This window comes from Arthrobacter sp. BB-1 (genome assembly GCF_006151685.1).
Taxonomy (GTDB): domain Bacteria; phylum Actinomycetota; class Actinomycetes; order Actinomycetales; family Micrococcaceae; genus Arthrobacter.
Genome location: NZ_VDEV01000022.1, coordinates 303,428 through 320,268, shown reverse-complemented (window position 1 = coordinate 320,268; position 16,841 = coordinate 303,428). Strand labels below are relative to the sequence as shown.

Here is a 16,841-nt window from a genome sequence, read left to right as displayed (position 1 = left end):
CAGGGGTCAGACCCGGTTTTCCCAGCGGTCCGGCTGTGCGTAGCGCGGCAGGAAACTCTGCGCCGAACTGCCGCCGGTGTAGGGGCGCAGCCGGTAGTCGAAAGCACCGGCGTAGACCAGCACCAGGCCGATCTGCGGCTGGATGACCTTCACCTGGATGCGGTGCCTGCCATTGCTGCCTTCTGCCGGGTCCCACCACTGCTCCGCGTAGGCTTTGGCATCCAAGGCGGCGGGAAGCGGGATGCGGAGTGGGCCAAGAAAGAGCCGGGATGCCTCGGACACCCCGCGAAGCCGGCCCTCCGGCGTGACACTCAAGTTCAGGTCGGTCACCAGCCGCCGGTACCGTCCCACGTAGTCCACCAGCTGGGAGGCGCCGTCCCGGCGGGTGGCGCTGGTGGTGTCCTGGAAGATCCGCGTCCGGCCCGGGAACCGGATCTCGCGGCGGGCTGTCAGGCTGGAGCGGCCAAAGGGGTCCTGGTGGGCATGGTTCTCAATCCGGAAAGGGACGTTCTCGCCGTACTCAGGGAAGAATGCCTCCTCCCCGCTGGTCAGCCTCAGCAGGGGGCGCAGCCATTCCTGCCGGCAGCCCACGACGTCGAAGGTCCCTTCGCCCACCCCGTAGCTGCCGGAACCCGGAACCAGGGAAAAGTAGTCCTGCAGCTCGGGCTGGAGCCGGGAAAAGCCCGTGCCGAGCGCCTGCTGGTAGATGGGGACGTTCATGGGACCTCCTGCGAAAGGGCGGGAACAACGTGCTGTGACCTCACAATGTACCGGCCGCCTTGAGCCTGATGTACATGTCGGCCAGCTTCGGGGGCAGCTGGTGCGGTTCGGCGTCCACCACTTCCACGCCTTGCTGCCTGAGTTCGGCGCTGATGGCCGCGCGCTGCAGCAGCGCCCGCTCCGCGGCGGCTGCGCGGAATACGCCTGCCGCATCGCCGCGATCCTGGAGCATGGCACCCAGCTGAGGGTCCCGGACGGCCGCCACCACCACGACGTGCTGACGCGCCAGCTGTGCCGCGACGGGAAGGAGGCCTTCCTCCGGTGCGCCGCCGTCGAGCGATGTTAGCAGCACCACCAGGGAGCGGTGCGCGGAAACGGCGCGGACCTGGGCGGGGACCGCCGGCCAGTCCATCTCGATGAGTTCGGCCTCCAGCGGGGCCATCGCTTGGACCAACTGGCCCAGGAGGTTCCCCTGCCCGGCAGAGCCCGCCCGGGCGCGGGTTCGGCGGTCAAACGCCAGGAAGTCCACCCGGTCCCCGCCCCGCTCGGCCAGTACCCCCAGCAGGAGCGCCGCTTCCATGCCCGTGTCCAGTCGGGTTTCGTCGTCGATCCTTGCCGCCGACGTCCGTGACGTGTCCAGGACCATGACCACCCGCCGGTCCCGTTCAGGCCGCCAGGTCCGCACCACCACCGCTGACCGGCGGGCGGTGGCCCGCCAGTCGATGGAGCGGACGTCGTCTCCCCGGACGTAGTCGCGCAGTGAATCGAACTCGGTGCCCGCGCCGCGGATCTGCACCGCGGCCTTGCCATCCAGCTCGCGCAGTTTACGCAGCTTTGACGGCAGGTGCCGGCGGGAATGGAAAGGCGGCAACACCCGCAGCGAACCGGGGCAATCGATGGTCCGCTGGCGCGCCGCCAGCAGCAGCGGGCCGAAAGATCGGAGGGTGACGTGCGGCGCCTTCAGGTCCCCACGCCGGACGGGCCGCAGCCGCACGGTGACGCGCCTGCCTTCGCCGGCGGGAACATCGATGTCCTGTACCGGGTCCTGTGCTCCCGCCGACGGTTGCCACGCATCGCGGATGACGCCGCGGAGCCGCCGGCCGCCGTCGTTCTGCACTTTCAGCACGGCGTCCACGCCCGCATGCAGCGTGACGTTTCCAGGCTCGGAACGCAGGACGCGCACCCGGCGCGGCGAGGCCGCGAGCAGGAGGTCGACGGCGGCAAGGGCCGTGAGCGCGGCAGCCACCAGCAGCACCGTTCCCCAGTTCGGAAGCAGCAGGACCGGCACCACACCGAGCAGCACCAGCAGCACAAAACGCCCGGAGACGGCCATCAGCGCGGAACGGGAACGGACGCCAGGATGCTGCCCAGTACGTCGTCCACCCGTACTCCGTCCATTTGGGCTTCGGGCTGGAGCGCCACGCGGTGCCGCAGGCAGGGGAGGGCCAGGGCTTTGACGTCGTCGGGGGTGACAAAGCTCCTGCCGGAGAGCCAGGCCCATGACCGGGAGGTGTTCAGCAGGGCGGTGGCGCCGCGGGGCGAGACGCCAAGGAGGAAAGAAGGTGCCGAGCGGGTGGCCCGCACCAGGTCCACGATGTAGGCGATGACCTCAGGGTCCACGGCCACGGAAGCCACCGCCTGCCGCGCCCGTGCCAGGTCTTCCGCGCCTGCCACGGCGCGGACACCGGCAGCGGTTAGGTCCCTGGGGTCGAAGCCGGCGGCGTGGCGCCGGATGACCTCCATTTCGTCCTGGCGCCCGGGCAGCGGCATGGTCAGCTTGAGCAGGAACCGGTCAAGCTGCGCCTCGGGCAGCGGGTAGGTGCCTTCGTATTCCACCGGGTTCTGGGTGGCGGCGACCAGGAACGGAGCCGGCAGCGGCCGCGATTCGCCGTCCACGGACACCTGCCGCTCCTCCATGGCCTCCAGCAGGGAGGCCTGGGTTTTGGGAGGCGTCCGGTTGATCTCGTCCGCCAGCAGGATGTTGGTGAAGACCGGCCCCTCCCGGAAGGTGAATTCGGAGGTGTGCGAGTCATAAACCAGCGACCCTGTAATGTCGCCGGGCATCAGGTCCGGAGTGAACTGGACGCGCTTGGTGTCCAGGCTCAACGCCGCGGACAACGCACGCACCAGCAGGGTTTTCGCCACGCCGGGAACGCCCTCCAGGAGCACGTGCCCCTGCGAGAGCAGCGCGATCAACAGTCCGGTCACGGTGGCGTCCTGCCCCACCACCGCCTTGGCCACCTCGTGGCGCACGTCCAGGAGGGCCTGCCGGGCGGCATCGTGTTCCATGTGGTCCAGGACCCGGGGGCCGCTGCCTTGCTCGCTCATCGGCTTTTGACTTCTTTCTCTAGGGTGTCCAGTTCCCGCGACCAGGCAACCAGCCGTGCCTCGGTGCGGGGATGTTCGTTGACGAGTTGGTGGAGCTGCCGGGCCGGCTGCCCGAGGTGCTGGGCGGCGGCGTCGATCACCTGGGCGGCAGTGGACCCGGCACCCAGCCGCAAATGCCCGGAGAGCCGCACCAGGGTTCCGGCCCGGAGATTGTCCCGGGCCTGGTCCACGGCATGGGAATCGTGGTACAGCCGGGCCCTGCCCTCTGCCGTCTCCACAGCCTTGACCACCACGGGCAGGGGCTCGAACACCAGCGGGCCAAGGCGCCTGCCCCGCCAGGCGATTGCGGCCGCCGCCACCAGGGCGAGCCACGGCCCAAGGAAACGCACCCAGTCCGGGGCGAGTTCGTCGAGGGTTTGCGGGGAGCTGCCGGTTTCCAGGTCCTCGACGGTGGGAAGGTACCAGACCAGGTCCGGGGAGGCGCCGAGGGTGCGGACGGCCAACGCCGCGTGGCCGAGGTGGTCCAGGCGGTCGTTATTGAGGATGCCGGTGCTTCCCAGGACCGTGAGCCTGCCGTTGTCCTCCACGGCAAGCACCCCGGCGGGAGAACCGGCGGGCCGGTAACAGGAGGTGCCGCCGTCGTAGATAAAGCCTGACTTGCCGGAAACCGGTCCGGCCGCTTCCGCATCGGGGAGGCCGCACCCGGGCTCCAGCTCGGGGGACGCGTCCGGCACCACCCCTGCCTGGCGGATGCTGCTGCTGAGCGCCGCGAGGGTTGGCAGCCTGGGCGAAACCAGCACCACCCTTTCCGCGGACGCCGCCAGTTCCTGGAGCCGCGGCTCGTCGAGGAAACCGCCCCTGTCATACAGCAGGAGGGTGGGGGAGGCTCCCGCCTCCAGCGCCGCCATGGCCGCCTCGAAATTCCCGGCGGCGTGGACCTCGACGCCGTGCCGGCCAAGGATCTGCGTAACGGCCCGCGCGCCGGTTGGGCCGGCGTTGTTGGGGGACAAGGGAACGGCATCTCCTTGAGGGGCCAGCTGCGCCCAGAGAACCAGGGCCAGGGCTGCGGCCACCACGGCCCACAGTGCCGCGGGTGTGCGGTGGCGGCCCAGCCACCCCGGCATGCTGCCGGCTTTCCCCGCGGCGCTGTCTTGTCCCGGCCCGGGCCCCTCCTGGGTTGCGGGTGCGCGAACGACGGCGGTCATGGCCGTGCCGCCCTGTCCGGCGCCAGGGGTACCTGCTGTGCCTGATCCGGCTGGGCCTGTTCCTGCCGGCCCGTGGTGCGCGCCGGCTTCATGGCTTCGAGCGCGTTGTCCAGGCTGGCCATTGCCTCATAGTCGGCGGCGTCTGCCATCCGGTTCCCATACCGGATGGCGTCAAAGGTCCCGGCTGCCCTGCCCAGGCGTTCCGCCTCGGCGCCGAACGGTGCAGCCAGTTCACGGGCCACCTCATCAGCCGTCCGCCCCGGCTGCGGATCGAGGATGGTGCGGTCCTCGGCAGAGCGGACCAGCGCACGGAAGAGGTCGACGACGGCGTCCCCCCACTTCCCGGCCGCGGCGGACGCCTCGGCGCGCTGCCGGTAGTCCGCGGGTGTCAAAACGCTGTCCGGTTCGAACACGTTTTTGGCCCGCCGCGCTTTCGGATTCAGCCGTGGCTTGGCGATAATCACGGCGGCCGCGATCACCACGGCGATGACGATCCCAATGACCGGGCTGGGCACCGTGCTCCCCTCAGCTGCGGAACCGTCCAGGGACTGGAGCCAGTCCACGAAGCCCTGCCAGAGCGCCTCGAGCCAGCCCGGAGCAGCTTCCCGGTACTCGGGTTTTGCCAGTTCCTCGGCGGCCCAGCGGCGGGCCTCCTCTGCGCCGGGCAGGACCGGGGGTTCAGCGGCCATCCGGCCATGCCCCTGCCGCCGGTCCGGGTCCTGGGTTCCCGCCGTTGTGGTTCCAGCCGGGCCTGCCCGTTACGTGGCCGCGCCCCGGGACGCCGTCCGGATCGGCGCCCGTCTCCATCTGGCGGAGCAGCGAGATATCCAGTCCGTCCTTCCTCATCCGGAGGTCCATGTAGATCAGTGCCATGACGGACGTCTGGAAGGCGTAGCCGAGGGCCCCGGCCAGAGCACCGAGGATGGCCGTGACGATGCCGATCGCGACGGCAATGGCCATGTCCTGTCCGTTGCCGCCGTGGGGGGAAAGGAAACTGGCCACCAGCGGGGGCAGCAGTCCCACCGGGATCATGACGATCTGGCTGACAATTGCCACCATGATGCCCACCACAAGCGTGATCCCCAGGATCCGCCACCAGTTGGCCCGGGTCAGTTCCCACGATCGGCGCAGGCCAGCCCGGGCGCCGAGTTCCTCGATGACGACGGCGGCCGGGGCCACCATCAGCTTCACGTAGATCCAGACGTACAGGGCAACAAAGCCGAGGAACAGGGGGATGAGCAACAGGATGCCCATCCCTTGCATGGTTGCGGTCAGCGCGACGGCCAACGCTGCGGGGACAAGCATCGCCAGCAGGGTGGCGGCCATCAGCAGGGCAGCGAGCCGGACAAGCGCTCCGACCCGCGGGCGGGCAAGGGACCACATCTGCTTGAAACTGGTGGGCCGGTTGAGGATGGAACGCGCCACGGGCACCACCATGGCGCCCTGCAGGACCGAGGCGATGAAGAGGGTGAGGACGGCCACCAGCAGGACGGCGGCGGCGAATCCCAGGCCGAGGGCTGCCAGGTCGGCATCACTGGTGCTGCTGGCCCAGGCTTCGACGGAGTCCATCGACGTTGCCGTGGCAGCTGTGAGGACAGCCGTAAGGATGGCGGCGAGGGACTGCGCCAGCAGCGAAGCGCCCAGCATGGCCTTCGCGTTCCGCCGGATCACCTGGAAGGAACCGTCCATGATCTCCCCGAACATCAGCGGACGCAGCGGGACGATCCCCGGCTTCGGGGGAGCCACATACCGCGGTTGGCCAAAGGGAGTGCCCTGGTTCGGATAATGCTGGTTCGGATCGTGCTGGCTCGGATAGCGGGGCTGCGGAGGCCCAGGGTAGGCAGAACCGGGCTGGCCCCACGGCTGCTGCGGCGACGGCTGCTGCCACGTCGGCGGACCCCACGGCTGCTGCGGTGCCTGCTGCCAGCCGGGAGGTTGTTGTCCCGGAATCTCGTGTCCCGGCGGGTGAGGTCCCGGCGTTTGCTGGCCGGAAGGGCGCCGCCAGGCAGCCTGCCGGTCCTGCGGCTCCTGCGCGTCCGAATCCTGTGGTGACACCAATGTTCCTTCCCCCCGTACCAGTGCGCCGTCAGCGTGACCCGCTCCACTGGCTCAGGCGCGGCGCTGCAAACGCCCGGCGTGGCACCAGCCTATAGTTCCGGCGTCGGGCATCCTAGCGTCCCGCCATGCCGGAGGGCCTCCAATAGGACAAAGCCATCCTGATAAGGGAATATATAGCTATGAAGGCACGCATTCTGGTGGTAGATGATGACGAAGCGCTGGCCGAAATGATTGGAATTGTTCTCCGCAACGACGGCTTCGAGCCCGTCTTCTGCGCGGACGGCGCCCAGGCGCTTGACGTTTTCCGGTCATCCCGGCCGGACCTGGTATTGCTGGACCTTATGCTTCCCGGTGTGGACGGCATCGAGGTCTGCCGGCAGATCCGCGCGGAGTCGGATGTTCCGATTGTCATGCTCACCGCCAAGTCGGACACGTCCGACGTCGTCCGCGGACTCGAATCCGGCGCCGACGACTATGTGCCCAAGCCGTTCAAGCCGGCCGAGCTTGTGGCCCGCGTCCGTGCCCGGCTCCGTCCCGGCGACCAGAAGGCGCCCGAAACATTGCGCATCGCCGACATCACGATCGACGTCGCCGGGCATACCGTCAGCCGGGGCAATGAGCGGATCTCGCTGACGCCACTGGAGTTCGACCTCCTGGTAGCCCTTGCCCGGAAGCCATGGCAGGTGTTTACCCGCGAACTGCTGCTCGAGCAGGTGTGGGGCTACCGCCACGCCGCGGACACGCGCCTCGTGAACGTCCATGTCCAGCGCCTCCGTTCCAAGATCGAGCAGGATCCGGAAGCCCCGGAAGTCGTATTGACGGTGCGTGGTGTCGGCTACAAAGCAGGAGCCTGAACCCGCGGCGCACGGCGGTACACCCGGTACGGGCGTGCCCACTCCCGCGGGACCATACACCCCCGGGGGAGTTTCCGGGCATCACAGCGGCACCGGCCCGCCGCCACCTCCGGAACACACTGATGCCATCAACCTGCGGCTGCGCCGCCTGACGTTCCGCGCCCACCTCTGGCAGCGGCGGTCCCTGATCGTGGGCCGGCGCGTTGCACGGCTGGTCAAGACCGGAGTCCGCCGCTTCCTGCCTGCCCTGCGCTACATCGGGCGTTCCCTCCACCGCCGGTGGCGCCGGTCCCTGCAGTTCCGCACGGTCCTCACCACCCTGCTCCTGGCCGTCACGTCTTTCGCGGTGGTGGGCGCGTACCTGTCCAACCAGATTGCCAACAACCTCTTCCAGGAGCGGTTGACGCAGGCCGAGTCGGAGACCCGCTATAACGTCAAGCAGGTGCAGGACACGTTCGACGGCGCACAGGTCACCGACCAGGCCAGCGTGATCACCCTCGTCTACGACACGCTGAACGCAGTGGAGGGCCGCGGTTCTGTCATCCAGCGAAGGTACGTCTTCGAGGCCGTGCCGGAACAGACCAAGCCGCGGAACCGCTGGGTTGAATCCCGGGCGTCCGACCAGTTGACCGTCAGCGTCATTCCGCCGGAGCTTCGCAAGGCCGTGCAGGAGTCCGGGAAGGACCAGTATTGGGCGTCCACGGTCATCCCGGTGGGTACCGAGGACCGGCCCGGTATTGCCGTGGGCAACAAAGTGACATTCAACGGCACCGTCTACGAGCTGTACCTGATCTATGACCTCAACACCGCGCAGAAGACCCTGGACGAGATCCAGAGCGTCCTCTGGGCAGGCGGGGCGGTGCTGGTGCTCCTGATCGGCGCAGTCGCCTGGTATGTCACCCGGAATGTGGTCAGCCCCGTCAGCCACGCCGCCATGGTCTCAGAGAAACTCGCAGCGGGCCAGTTGCAGGAGCGCATGGTGGTCCGGGGTGAGGACGAAGTGGCCCGGCTCGGCGCGTCCTTCAACCATATGGCAGCGAGCCTCCAGGAACAGATCACCCAGCTGGCAACCCTTTCCCAGATGCAGCAGCGCTTCGTCTCAGACGTTTCCCACGAGTTGCGGACACCGCTGACCACCGTCCGGATGGCCGCAGAGGTCCTGTATGACGCCCGCCACGATTTCGACCCCATCAACAAGCGTTCGGCCGAACTGCTCTACAACCAGGTGGAGCGTTTCCAGTCGCTCCTCTCAGACCTGCTGGAGATCTCGCGGTTCGACGCCGGCGTGGCGGTACTGGATGCGGAAGCGGAGGACATCCTGCAGGTGATTGCCCACGCCATCGAGGGCGCGGCCCCGGTGGCCGCCGAATATGGTTCCGAGATTGTCCTCAGGGCGCCGGAAGGTGCCGTCATCGTGGAGATGGATGCCCGCCGTATAGACAGGATCCTGCGGAACCTGATCCTCAACGCCGTGGAGCACGGCGAAGGAAAACCCGTCACTGTCACCGTGGCAGCAAGCCAGACCGCCGTCGGGATTGCCGTCCGGGACCAAGGCATCGGGATGGAGCCGGCGGAAGCGGCGCGCGTCTTTGACCGCTTCTGGCGGGCGGACCCTGCACGTGCCCGCACTACCGGCGGAAGCGGCCTTGGCCTGTCCATCGCCATGGAAGACACTAAGCTGCACAACGGCTGGCTCCAGGCGTGGGGTAAAAAGGGCAGCGGCGCCAACTTCCGCCTGACGCTGCCGCTCCGCCAGGGAGAAGAGATCGACAAGTCGCCGGTCCAGCTGGAGCCGGAGGACATCACGCTTCCCGGTGGGCCGGGCTCCAGGAACATGCTGGTCCTGGAAACGGGCACCGCTTCGCTTGCACCGGCGTCGTCCCCGAAGGAAGGAACATGATGGGCCGCACCGGCCGCCTGGCGAAGCTGCGTGCTTCACTGCTGGTCCTGCTGCTGGTCCTGCTGGCCGGCTGCGCCCGTATTCCCACATCGGGGCCGGTGGGCAAGAGCAGCGAGGGCAGCGCGGGGAACGTCAGCGCACCGGTGTTCCTGCCGGCAGCGCCCCAGCCGGGCGCCCTGCCGGAGACCATCATCGATTACTTCTACCGGGCCGGCAGCGGCTACGAGGACGACTACGCTGTGGCCCGCCAATACTTGACACAGGCCTCCTCCGTGTCCTGGAAGCCGGACCAGCGGGCGCTCGTTTACCGCGAGGCGCGGGTGGTGGCAACGGATAAGGAGAACGTCTACAACTACGAACTGGATGTCGCCTACACCGTGGACGCGGACGGCATCGCCACCCAGTCGCCGGAGGGAACGATTGAGAATATTCCGGTGACCCTCACCCAGGTGGACGGTGAATGGCGGATTTCCGGCCTCCCGGACGGCACCGCCATCGCCGAGGAAACGTTCAAGGTGATTTACGGGGCCTACCCCATCTACTTTTACGACCCCACGTTCACGTTCGCTGTTCCGGATGTCCGCTGGTTCATCAAGAACAAGACGGTCAAGGCAATGACCAGCGCACTGCTGGCGGGGCCGGCGCCCTACCTCCGCGGGGCAGTGGCGAGTGCCTTCCCCTCCGGCATCAAGCTTGCGCGGGAGTCGGTTCCCGTCGTCTCAGGCGCTGCGCAGGTGGACCTGACAGCCAAGGAACTGATGGAGACGTCCCCGGAGGACCGGCTCAGGATGCAGATGCAGCTGACGCTGACGTTCCGCAGCCAGCCCGACGTCGTCAATGTCGAGCTGCGCGCAAACCAGGATTTGGTGCGGGTGGAGGACAACGGAGCCGTCCTCCCGCCAGTCCAGGACAAGAGCGTGCCGTCCCGCCAGATTGCCATCAGCGGCAACGAGCTGGCGCGGTACGAAAACAACCGGGTCTCCCCCCTTCCGGACATGCAGCCCGTGTCATCGCTCGCGCCGCGGTTCCCGGCGGAATCGCCGGTGTCGCAGACGGCCGCGTTCCTCAATGAAAGCCGCACCACGCTGTACAGCATCAGTCCCGGGCAGCCGGCGCGGGCCCTGACCACGAGGAGCACGCTGAGCCGGCCGTCCTTCGGCCTCAGTGAATGGGTCTGGTCGGCAGGTCCGGGAGCCACGGGGGGCACTGAAGTCGTGGCGTTCCGTCCGGCCGGAGTCGCGGAAGGCGCCGCGGTTCCCACCGTCACCCTGTCACCTGCGTGGCTGGCCGGAAGAACTGTCAAGGAGTTCCGGATTTCCCGGGAAGGGGTCCGGGCGCTGGTGATTTCGGAGCAGAACGGCAAGACCCGGGTCCAGGTGACCGGAATCATCCGGGGCGCCGACGGGACGCCGCGCGAGCTGACACCGCCGGTCACCCTGGCCACCGGCAGCGATCCGGACCAGGGTGCCTGGGTCACGGATACAACCCTTGTAGTGATGAAGGGGGCAGCCGGGCAGAACGTCACCCCGGAACTGCTGTCACTGACCTCCGGGCAGCCGCAGCAGCTGGCCCCCTGGCCCGGCCTCGTGGCCCTCAGCGCGGGCAACGGGGCCGAGGAGATCTATGCCCAGTCCGCTGAGGGGATCTTCCAGCGGCTTGGCAACGGCTGGTCGCCGCAGATCAAGGGCCCTATCGATCCGGCATTTCCGGGCTGAGGAACCCGGCGGGTAACACGGGCCGGCCAGGTGCGCCGGGCGGAGTCCTGTGTTCCCGGGCGCTGTCCACATAGCGCCCCTGCCTGCTGCCCGGCAGCGGGGTGCAGGCCGAAGATGAAGGGGTGAGCAGCAGACCAGCATCCGGCGGAAGGGCCGCGGCGCCTGTCCGGCTCGACCCCGACCTCAACCCTGCCCCCGGGATTCCCGCCAGGCACCGTTCGGACCACGGCAGCGCCTTCCTTCGGTTCACCGACCAGCTCGCGAGTGCGGCCGCGGACCTGCTGTCGCTGGCTGTTCCTGTTGACTGTGTCTGCTGCGGTGCGGAGGACCGGGCGCTCTGCGTCCCCTGCGACCGCCATATTCGGCGCCTTACAGCAGTCCCGTTCCGGGCAGAACGCGGAGCGCCGGCGCTGATGGACGTGGACGGGTTGGTGTTGCTTCCGGTGGTGGCTGCCGGTGTCTACCGCGAAGAGCTCGCCCAGGCGATGCTTTCGTTCAAGCGGCACGGCCAGCATCAGCTCAAGCGAAGCCTTGGCCGGGCGCTCGGCGGGGCGGTCCGCGCTGCCTGTGAGGGCTCGGGGGAGTTCTGCCTCGTCCCGGTGCCCACCAGCACCAAGGCCTACCTGAACCGGGGTTTCAGCCCTGTCCACCTGCTGCTCGGCGGGGCCTCGCAGCAGCTTGCCGGGTTGGCTGTCGCTGATGTCCTCGCAAAGACCGGCGGGTCCGTGTTGCAGCTGCCGGGCGGCCAAAAGGGCCTGGGCCGGGGCGCCCGGGCGCAGCGGGTGCGGGGCTCCATGCGGGTCTCAAGGTGGGGGCAGGGAAGGGTGGCGGGCCGCCGCTGCGTCATCATCGACGACGTCCTGACCACCGGCTCCACGCTGTCCGAAGCAGCCCGTGCACTGCATGCAGCAGGGGCACACGTGGCGGGCGCCGTCGTCCTCGCTGCGACACGCCCGCCCGACGCCGAGGGCCACAGCGCCCCACCCCCGAAGACCCGCGGAAGCCACCGTGACTTAGAAAAAAATAAACCAAGAAAGGATGAATAAAGGGTGCCTATGAACTAACGTCGGTGGTGGGTACCAAGAACAGAATGTACCTTTCGATGGCGGCTCGGAGAGGGGCTCGACTGTCACACAGATCGGCCCAGGGAAGCGCCGCCGTCGTGTCACCGAAGTCATTTGGAGGGCACCATGGAGTTTATGATCAGCGGACGAAATCTGACAGTCTCAGACCGGTTCCGTGAATATGCCGGGGAAAAGATTTCGAAAATCGAGTCGCTTGGGGACAAGGTCCAGCGGGTCGACGCGAAAGTCTCAAAGGAGACCAATGCCCGGCAGACCGGCGATCAGCTGACCGTTGAGGTGACAGTACTGGGCCGGGGACCCGTGATCCGTGCCGAAGCCAGCGCCGCTGACAAGTTCGCAGCATTCGATCTCGCCTACAACAAACTGCTTGAACGGCTCCGGCGGGCCAAGGACCGCAAGAAGGTCCATCATGGACGGCACACCCCTAAGGCCGTCCGGGAAGCAACGGCCACCCTCGAACCCGCCAGCGCGCACGAGCCGCTATATGTCGAGGCCAGCCACCGGAATGAGGCCGTCGCCGCCCCGGAAGAAAAGTCTCCCTACGATGTCGAGAATGACATCCCGGCCGGCAACTCCCCGGTCCTGATCCGGCGCAAGGTTTTTCCTGCCGCCTCCATCTCCCTCGACGACGCCGTGGACAACATGGAACTTGTTGGCCACGATTTCTACCTTTTCGTGGACAAAGCCACGAATACGCCGTCGGTTGTGTACCGGCGCCGCGGCTGGACTTACGGGGTCATTACCCTGGACCATGAATGCGAGCCCGGGGACACCGTGGTGGAGGAAAAAGTCATTGCGTACCGTTCGGACGACGCCGCCGCCAACGCTTAGGGTGGTGAACACCATCCACAGAGAGGACTGATGTGTCAGCGACGCTGAGCCTGGACCAGGCACGGCGGATCGCTTTGGCAGCACAGGGACTCGACAAAGGACGGCCCACCGGCCCCGTGACCCCGCGGGCGGTGGGCCGCACCTTTGCCCGAATCCAGCTCGTCCAGATCGATTCCGTGAACGTCCTCTCCCGGAGCCACTTCCTGCCCTTCTTTTCGCGGCTGGGAAACTACGACCGGACCATCCTGCAGCGAATGACCACCGTCCATCCCCGCGGCATGGTGGAGTACTGGGCACACGAGGCGAGCTACATCCGTCCGGAGCACTACGCGGACCTCCTCCTGTGGCAGAAACGGTCCTGGGTTGGCGCCTCCCGCATGGACCCTGACCTTCGCACTGCCATCACGGGGAAGATCCTTGACACGCTGGCACATTCCCGGCCCCTGACCGCAGCCCAGCTGACTGCCAGGATGGGCCACGTCGAGGAAAAGGAAACGGCCAACTGGGGCTGGAACTGGAACGCCGTCAAACGGGTCCTCGAGCACCTGTTCGAGGAAGGTGTGGTCTCTGTGGCATCGCGGACCGAGCAGTTCGAGCGGCGGTACACATTGACTGCCAAGGTGCTGCCCGGGATGCCCACGGCGGCAGCAGGGGATGCCGCCCCTGCGGAAGCGATGAACCGGCTGATCGACGCTGCAGCCCAGGCGCACGGCATCGGCACCGTCCGCTGTTTCGCGGACTACTTCCGCACGCCTCCGAAGGCCGCGGGGGCCGCCGTCGAACATCTGGTGAAGCTGGGCAGGCTGGAACGCGTCACCGTGGAGGGCTGGGACCGTGACGTCTTCCGCCACGTCGAGTCGAGGCTGCCGCGGCGGGCCAGCGGCCGTGCCCTGCTCAGCCCGTTCGACTCGCTGGTCTTTGAGCGCCGGCGGCTTGAGGAACTGTTCGGCTTCCACTACCGGATCGAGATCTACACGCCCGAACACAAGAGGCGGCACGGGTATTACGTCCTGCCCTTCCTCCTCCGCGACCGGATCGTCGCCCGCGTGGACCTGAAGGCGGACCGCCAAGGCGGAAGGCTGCTGGCCAGGTCTGCCTTCGCGGAGCCGGACGGCCCGCCGGACACCGCCGTCGAACTCGCTGCGGAGCTTCGGCTCATGGCCGACTGGCTCGGGCTGTCCGAAGTGGAAGTTTTCCCGGTGGGTGACCTGGCCGGCAGCCTCGCCGCTGCAGTCGCCGGGGGCGGAGTATCCGCTCTGAGGGAACAAACGGGACTCGCGGCGGTGTCTCTCCCGTAGACTAAAAACGCCAGAATTCGGCGGCATGAGACTGGGAGCATCTTCACGTGGCATCACTTATCGAAAAACTTCTCCGCACCGGTGACAAAAAGACACTCCGGCAACTGCGGAACTATGCCGACTCCATCAATGCCCTGGAAGACTCCTTCAAAACCTTCACGGATGCCGAACTCCGGGAAGAAACCGACCGGCTCCGAGAACGCCACCAAGACGGCGCGCAGCTGGACGACCTGCTCCCCGAAGCATTTGCCGCGGTCCGCGAAGCATCGTCGCGGACCCTCGGGATGCGCCACTTCGATGTCCAGCTGATGGGTGGCGCCGCCCTGCATCTGGGCAACATCGCAGAAATGAAGACCGGTGAAGGCAAGACCCTGGTGGCGACCGCTCCCGCCTACCTGAACGCGCTGACCGGCAAGGGTGTCCACGTAGTCACCGTCAATGATTACCTCGCCGAATACCAGTCCGACCTCATGGGCCGCGTCTACCGTTTCCTCGGCCTGACCAGCGGATGCATCCTGGCCAACCAGGACCCGGCGGTTCGGCGCCAGCAGTACGCCGCGGACATCACGTACGGCACCAACAACGAGTTCGGTTTCGACTACCTCCGCGACAACATGGCGTGGGACAGGAACGAACTCGTCCAGCGCGGGCACAACTTCGCCATCGTTGACGAGGTGGACTCCATCCTTATCGATGAAGCGCGTACGCCGCTGATCATCTCCGGCCCCGCGCAGGGGGACACCAACCGCTGGTACAGCGAATTCGCCAAGGTTGTCCTCCGGCTGCAGCCGGAAAAGGACTACGAGGTCGATGAGAAGAAGCGCACCGTTGGCGTCCTGGAGAGCGGCATCGAGAAGGTGGAGGACTACCTCGGCATCCAGAACCTGTACGAATCCGCGAACACGCCCCTCATCGGGTTCCTGAACAACGCCATCAAGGCCAAGGAACTGTTCAAGCGGGACAAGGACTACGTCATCCTGGACGGGGAAGTCCTGATTGTCGACGAGCACACCGGCCGCATCCTGGCCGGCCGGCGCTACAACGAGGGCATGCACCAGGCGATCGAGGCCAAGGAAGGCGTCGAGATCAAGGCCGAGAACCAGACCCTGGCCACCGTGACGCTGCAGAACTACTTCCGCATGTACGGCAAACTCTCGGGCATGACCGGCACCGCCGAGACCGAGGCTGCCGAGTTCATGAGCACCTACAAGCTGGGCGTGGTGGCCATTCCCACCAACCGGGACATGCAGCGCATCGACCAGCCGGACCTCGTCTACAAGAACGAAACGGTCAAGTTCGACGCCGTTGTGCGGGACATCGCCGAACGGCACGAAAAGGGCCAGCCCGTCCTGGTGGGCACCACCAGCGTTGAAAAGAGCGAATACCTCTCCCGGCTCCTCGCCAAGGAAGGCATCCGCCACGAGGTCCTGAACGCGAAGAACCATGCCCGCGAAGCCGCCATCGTTGCCCAGGCAGGCCGAAAGGGCGCCGTCACGGTGGCCACCAACATGGCCGGCCGCGGTACCGACATCATGCTCGGCGGCAACGCCGAGTTCACGGCCGTGGCCCAGCTGGCGAAGCGCGGACTGGACCCGGAAGAGAACTCCGAGGAGTATGAGTCCGAGTGGCCCGCCGCCCTGGAGGCCGCCAAGCAGTCCGTCAAGGACGAGCACGAGGAAGTCCTGGACCTCGGCGGACTCTATGTCCTCGGCACCGAGCGCCACGAATCACGCCGCATCGACAACCAGCTCCGCGGACGTTCGGGCCGCCAGGGTGATCCCGGCGAGTCCCGCTTCTACCTCTCGTTGACTGATGACCTCATGCGGCTCTTCAACTCGGGGGCGGCAGAACGGCTCATGAACAGCTCCGTACCGGACGACGTCGCACTGGAGTCCAAGCTTGTGTCCCGGGCTATCGCCTCCGCGCAGGGCCAGGTTGAGGGGCGCAACGCCGAACAGCGCAAGAACGTCCTGAAGTACGACGACGTCCTGAACCGCCAGCGTGAAGCCATCTACAGCGACAGGCGCCGGATCCTCGAAGGCGATGACCTGCACGAGAAGGTCCAGTTCTTCGTCGAGGACACCATTACCGCCTTCATCGATGCCGCAACGGCCGAAGGCAACGGGGACGACTGGGACTATAACCAGCTCTGGACCAACCTCAAGACGCTCTACCCTGTGAGCGTCACTCCGGAAGAGATCATCGAGGAAGCCGGTGGAAAGTCCAGGCTCACCGTCGAGTTCCTGAAGGAGGAGCTGCTGTCCGACGCGCGGCTGGTGTACCAGGCACGTGAGGAAGCCATCGGCTCCGAAAGCATGCGGGAACTCGAGCGCCGGGTGGTCCTCTCCGTCATTGGACGCAAGTGGCAGGAACACCTGTACGAGATGGACTACCTCAAGGAGGGCATCGGCCTGCGCGCCATGGCACAGCGTGATCCCCTCGTGGAGTACCAGCGTGAAGGCTTTATCCTGTTCCAGAGCATGATGGAGGCGATCCGCGAGGAGAGCGTCGGGTTCCTGTTCAACCTTGAAGTGGAAGTCACGCCCGCCCAGGATGTGGTAGTGGCCGATGCGCAGGGCGGACACACCGAGCATGTTGAACCGCAGGTGCGGGCTGCCGGCTTGGAAGCTCCAGAAAAGCCTGCCCAGTTGCAGTACACCGCTCCGAGCGAAACCGGTGGAACGCAGACCCGGGTGGAGACCCGTTCCTCCGGCCGTTCCGGAAATCCGGCCAAGGCAGCCGCGCAGGATGCGGCCAAGCGGCCCGCAAAGAAGAAGCGCCGCTGACCACTGGCGGACTTGCCGGCCGCGGCGGCGGGCGATGCAGTGGAGGCAGGGCCGGGGAACA

13 protein-coding genes are annotated in these 16,841 nt (G+C 67.0%); 7 read left to right on the top strand and 6 right to left on the bottom strand.

Annotated features, from left to right (window positions below; genetic code table 11):
- Positions 1 to 6 precede the first annotated feature (6 nt).
- From FHJ30_RS13265 to FHJ30_RS13240, 6 genes are read right to left on the bottom strand one after another with little or no spacing between them, the layout of a single operon-like run.
- Positions 7 to 720: a DUF4166 domain-containing protein gene (locus FHJ30_RS13265; protein WP_139029729.1), complete on the bottom strand. Its 714-nt coding sequence runs from the start codon at positions 718 to 720 to the stop codon at positions 7 to 9.
- A gap of 40 nt (positions 721 to 760) precedes the next feature.
- Complete coding sequence (locus FHJ30_RS13260; RefSeq protein WP_139029728.1) at positions 761 to 2,053, bottom strand: DUF58 domain-containing protein; 1,293 nt, start codon at positions 2,051 to 2,053, stop codon at positions 761 to 763.
- Complete coding sequence (locus FHJ30_RS13255; RefSeq protein WP_139029727.1) at positions 2,053 to 3,048, bottom strand: MoxR family ATPase; 996 nt, start codon at positions 3,046 to 3,048, stop codon at positions 2,053 to 2,055. Before FHJ30_RS13255 ends, FHJ30_RS13260 begins: the two co-directional genes overlap by 1 nt.
- Positions 3,045 to 4,253 carry a DUF4350 domain-containing protein gene (locus FHJ30_RS13250; protein ID WP_139029726.1) on the bottom strand — a complete coding sequence of 403 codons (1,209 nt, stop codon included), beginning with the start codon at positions 4,251 to 4,253 and terminating at the stop codon, positions 3,045 to 3,047. Before FHJ30_RS13250 ends, FHJ30_RS13255 begins: the two co-directional genes overlap by 4 nt.
- Positions 4,250 to 4,942 (bottom strand): DUF4129 domain-containing protein, encoded by a 693-nt coding sequence (locus FHJ30_RS13245; protein ID WP_139029725.1) that lies wholly within the window; start codon positions 4,940 to 4,942, stop codon positions 4,250 to 4,252. The genes FHJ30_RS13250 and FHJ30_RS13245 overlap by 4 nt, the downstream gene beginning before the upstream one ends.
- Positions 4,932 to 6,308, bottom strand: a complete 1,377-nt coding sequence (locus FHJ30_RS13240; RefSeq protein ID WP_240793694.1) for a hypothetical protein — start codon at positions 6,306 to 6,308, stop codon at positions 4,932 to 4,934. The genes FHJ30_RS13245 and FHJ30_RS13240 overlap by 11 nt, the downstream gene beginning before the upstream one ends.
- A 182-nt stretch (positions 6,309 to 6,490) precedes the next feature.
- Here FHJ30_RS13240 and mtrA point away from each other — a divergent pair, with 182 nt between their 5' ends.
- From mtrA to secA, 7 genes are all read left to right on the top strand, one after another.
- Complete coding sequence (gene mtrA / locus FHJ30_RS13235; RefSeq protein ID WP_104998452.1) at positions 6,491 to 7,165, top strand: MtrAB system response regulator MtrA; 675 nt, start codon at positions 6,491 to 6,493, stop codon at positions 7,163 to 7,165.
- A 148-nt stretch (positions 7,166 to 7,313) separates the two neighbouring features.
- Entirely contained in the window at positions 7,314 to 9,065 is a 1,752-nt protein-coding gene (gene mtrB / locus FHJ30_RS13230; RefSeq protein ID WP_139029791.1) for an MtrAB system histidine kinase MtrB, read from the top strand.
- Positions 9,065 to 10,780 (top strand): LpqB family beta-propeller domain-containing protein, encoded by a 1,716-nt coding sequence (locus FHJ30_RS13225; protein WP_370633199.1) that lies wholly within the window; start codon positions 9,065 to 9,067, stop codon positions 10,778 to 10,780. The genes mtrB and FHJ30_RS13225 overlap by 1 nt, the downstream gene beginning before the upstream one ends.
- Positions 10,781 to 10,902: 122 nt before the next feature.
- Entirely contained in the window at positions 10,903 to 11,826 is a 924-nt protein-coding gene (locus tag FHJ30_RS13220) for a ComF family protein (RefSeq protein WP_139029722.1), read from the top strand.
- A 144-nt stretch (positions 11,827 to 11,970) separates the two neighbouring features.
- Complete coding sequence (hpf, locus tag FHJ30_RS13215) at positions 11,971 to 12,696, top strand: ribosome hibernation-promoting factor, HPF/YfiA family (protein WP_139029721.1); 726 nt, start codon at positions 11,971 to 11,973, stop codon at positions 12,694 to 12,696.
- 32 nt (positions 12,697 to 12,728) lie between these two features.
- On the top strand, positions 12,729 to 13,994 hold the full coding sequence (locus FHJ30_RS13210; RefSeq protein ID WP_139029720.1) for a winged helix-turn-helix domain-containing protein: 1,266 nt from the start codon (positions 12,729 to 12,731) through the stop codon (positions 13,992 to 13,994).
- A gap of 47 nt (positions 13,995 to 14,041) precedes the next feature.
- Positions 14,042 to 16,780, top strand: coding sequence for a preprotein translocase subunit SecA (gene secA / locus FHJ30_RS13205; protein WP_139029719.1), 2,739 nt, complete (start codon positions 14,042 to 14,044; stop codon positions 16,778 to 16,780).
- The last annotated feature ends 61 nt before the right edge of the window (positions 16,781 to 16,841 follow it).

Coding starts and splice junctions, on each gene's coding strand:
- FHJ30_RS13265 (WP_139029729.1), bottom strand. CDS start 720: ATGAACGTCCCCATCTACCAGCAGGCGCTCGGCACGGGCTTTTCCCGG.
- FHJ30_RS13260 (WP_139029728.1), bottom strand. CDS start 2,053: ATGGCCGTCTCCGGGCGTTTTGTGCTGCTGGTGCTGCTCGGTGTGGTG.
- FHJ30_RS13255 (WP_139029727.1), bottom strand. CDS start 3,048: ATGAGCGAGCAAGGCAGCGGCCCCCGGGTCCTGGACCACATGGAACAC.
- FHJ30_RS13250 (WP_139029726.1), bottom strand. CDS start 4,253: ATGACCGCCGTCGTTCGCGCACCCGCAACCCAGGAGGGGCCCGGGCCG.
- FHJ30_RS13245 (WP_139029725.1), bottom strand. CDS start 4,942: ATGGCCGCTGAACCCCCGGTCCTGCCCGGCGCAGAGGAGGCCCGCCGC.
- mtrA (WP_104998452.1), top strand. CDS start 6,491: ATGAAGGCACGCATTCTGGTGGTAGATGATGACGAAGCGCTGGCCGAA.
- FHJ30_RS13225 (WP_370633199.1), top strand. CDS start 9,065: ATGGGCCGCACCGGCCGCCTGGCGAAGCTGCGTGCTTCACTGCTGGTC.
- hpf (WP_139029721.1), top strand. CDS start 11,971: ATGGAGTTTATGATCAGCGGACGAAATCTGACAGTCTCAGACCGGTTC.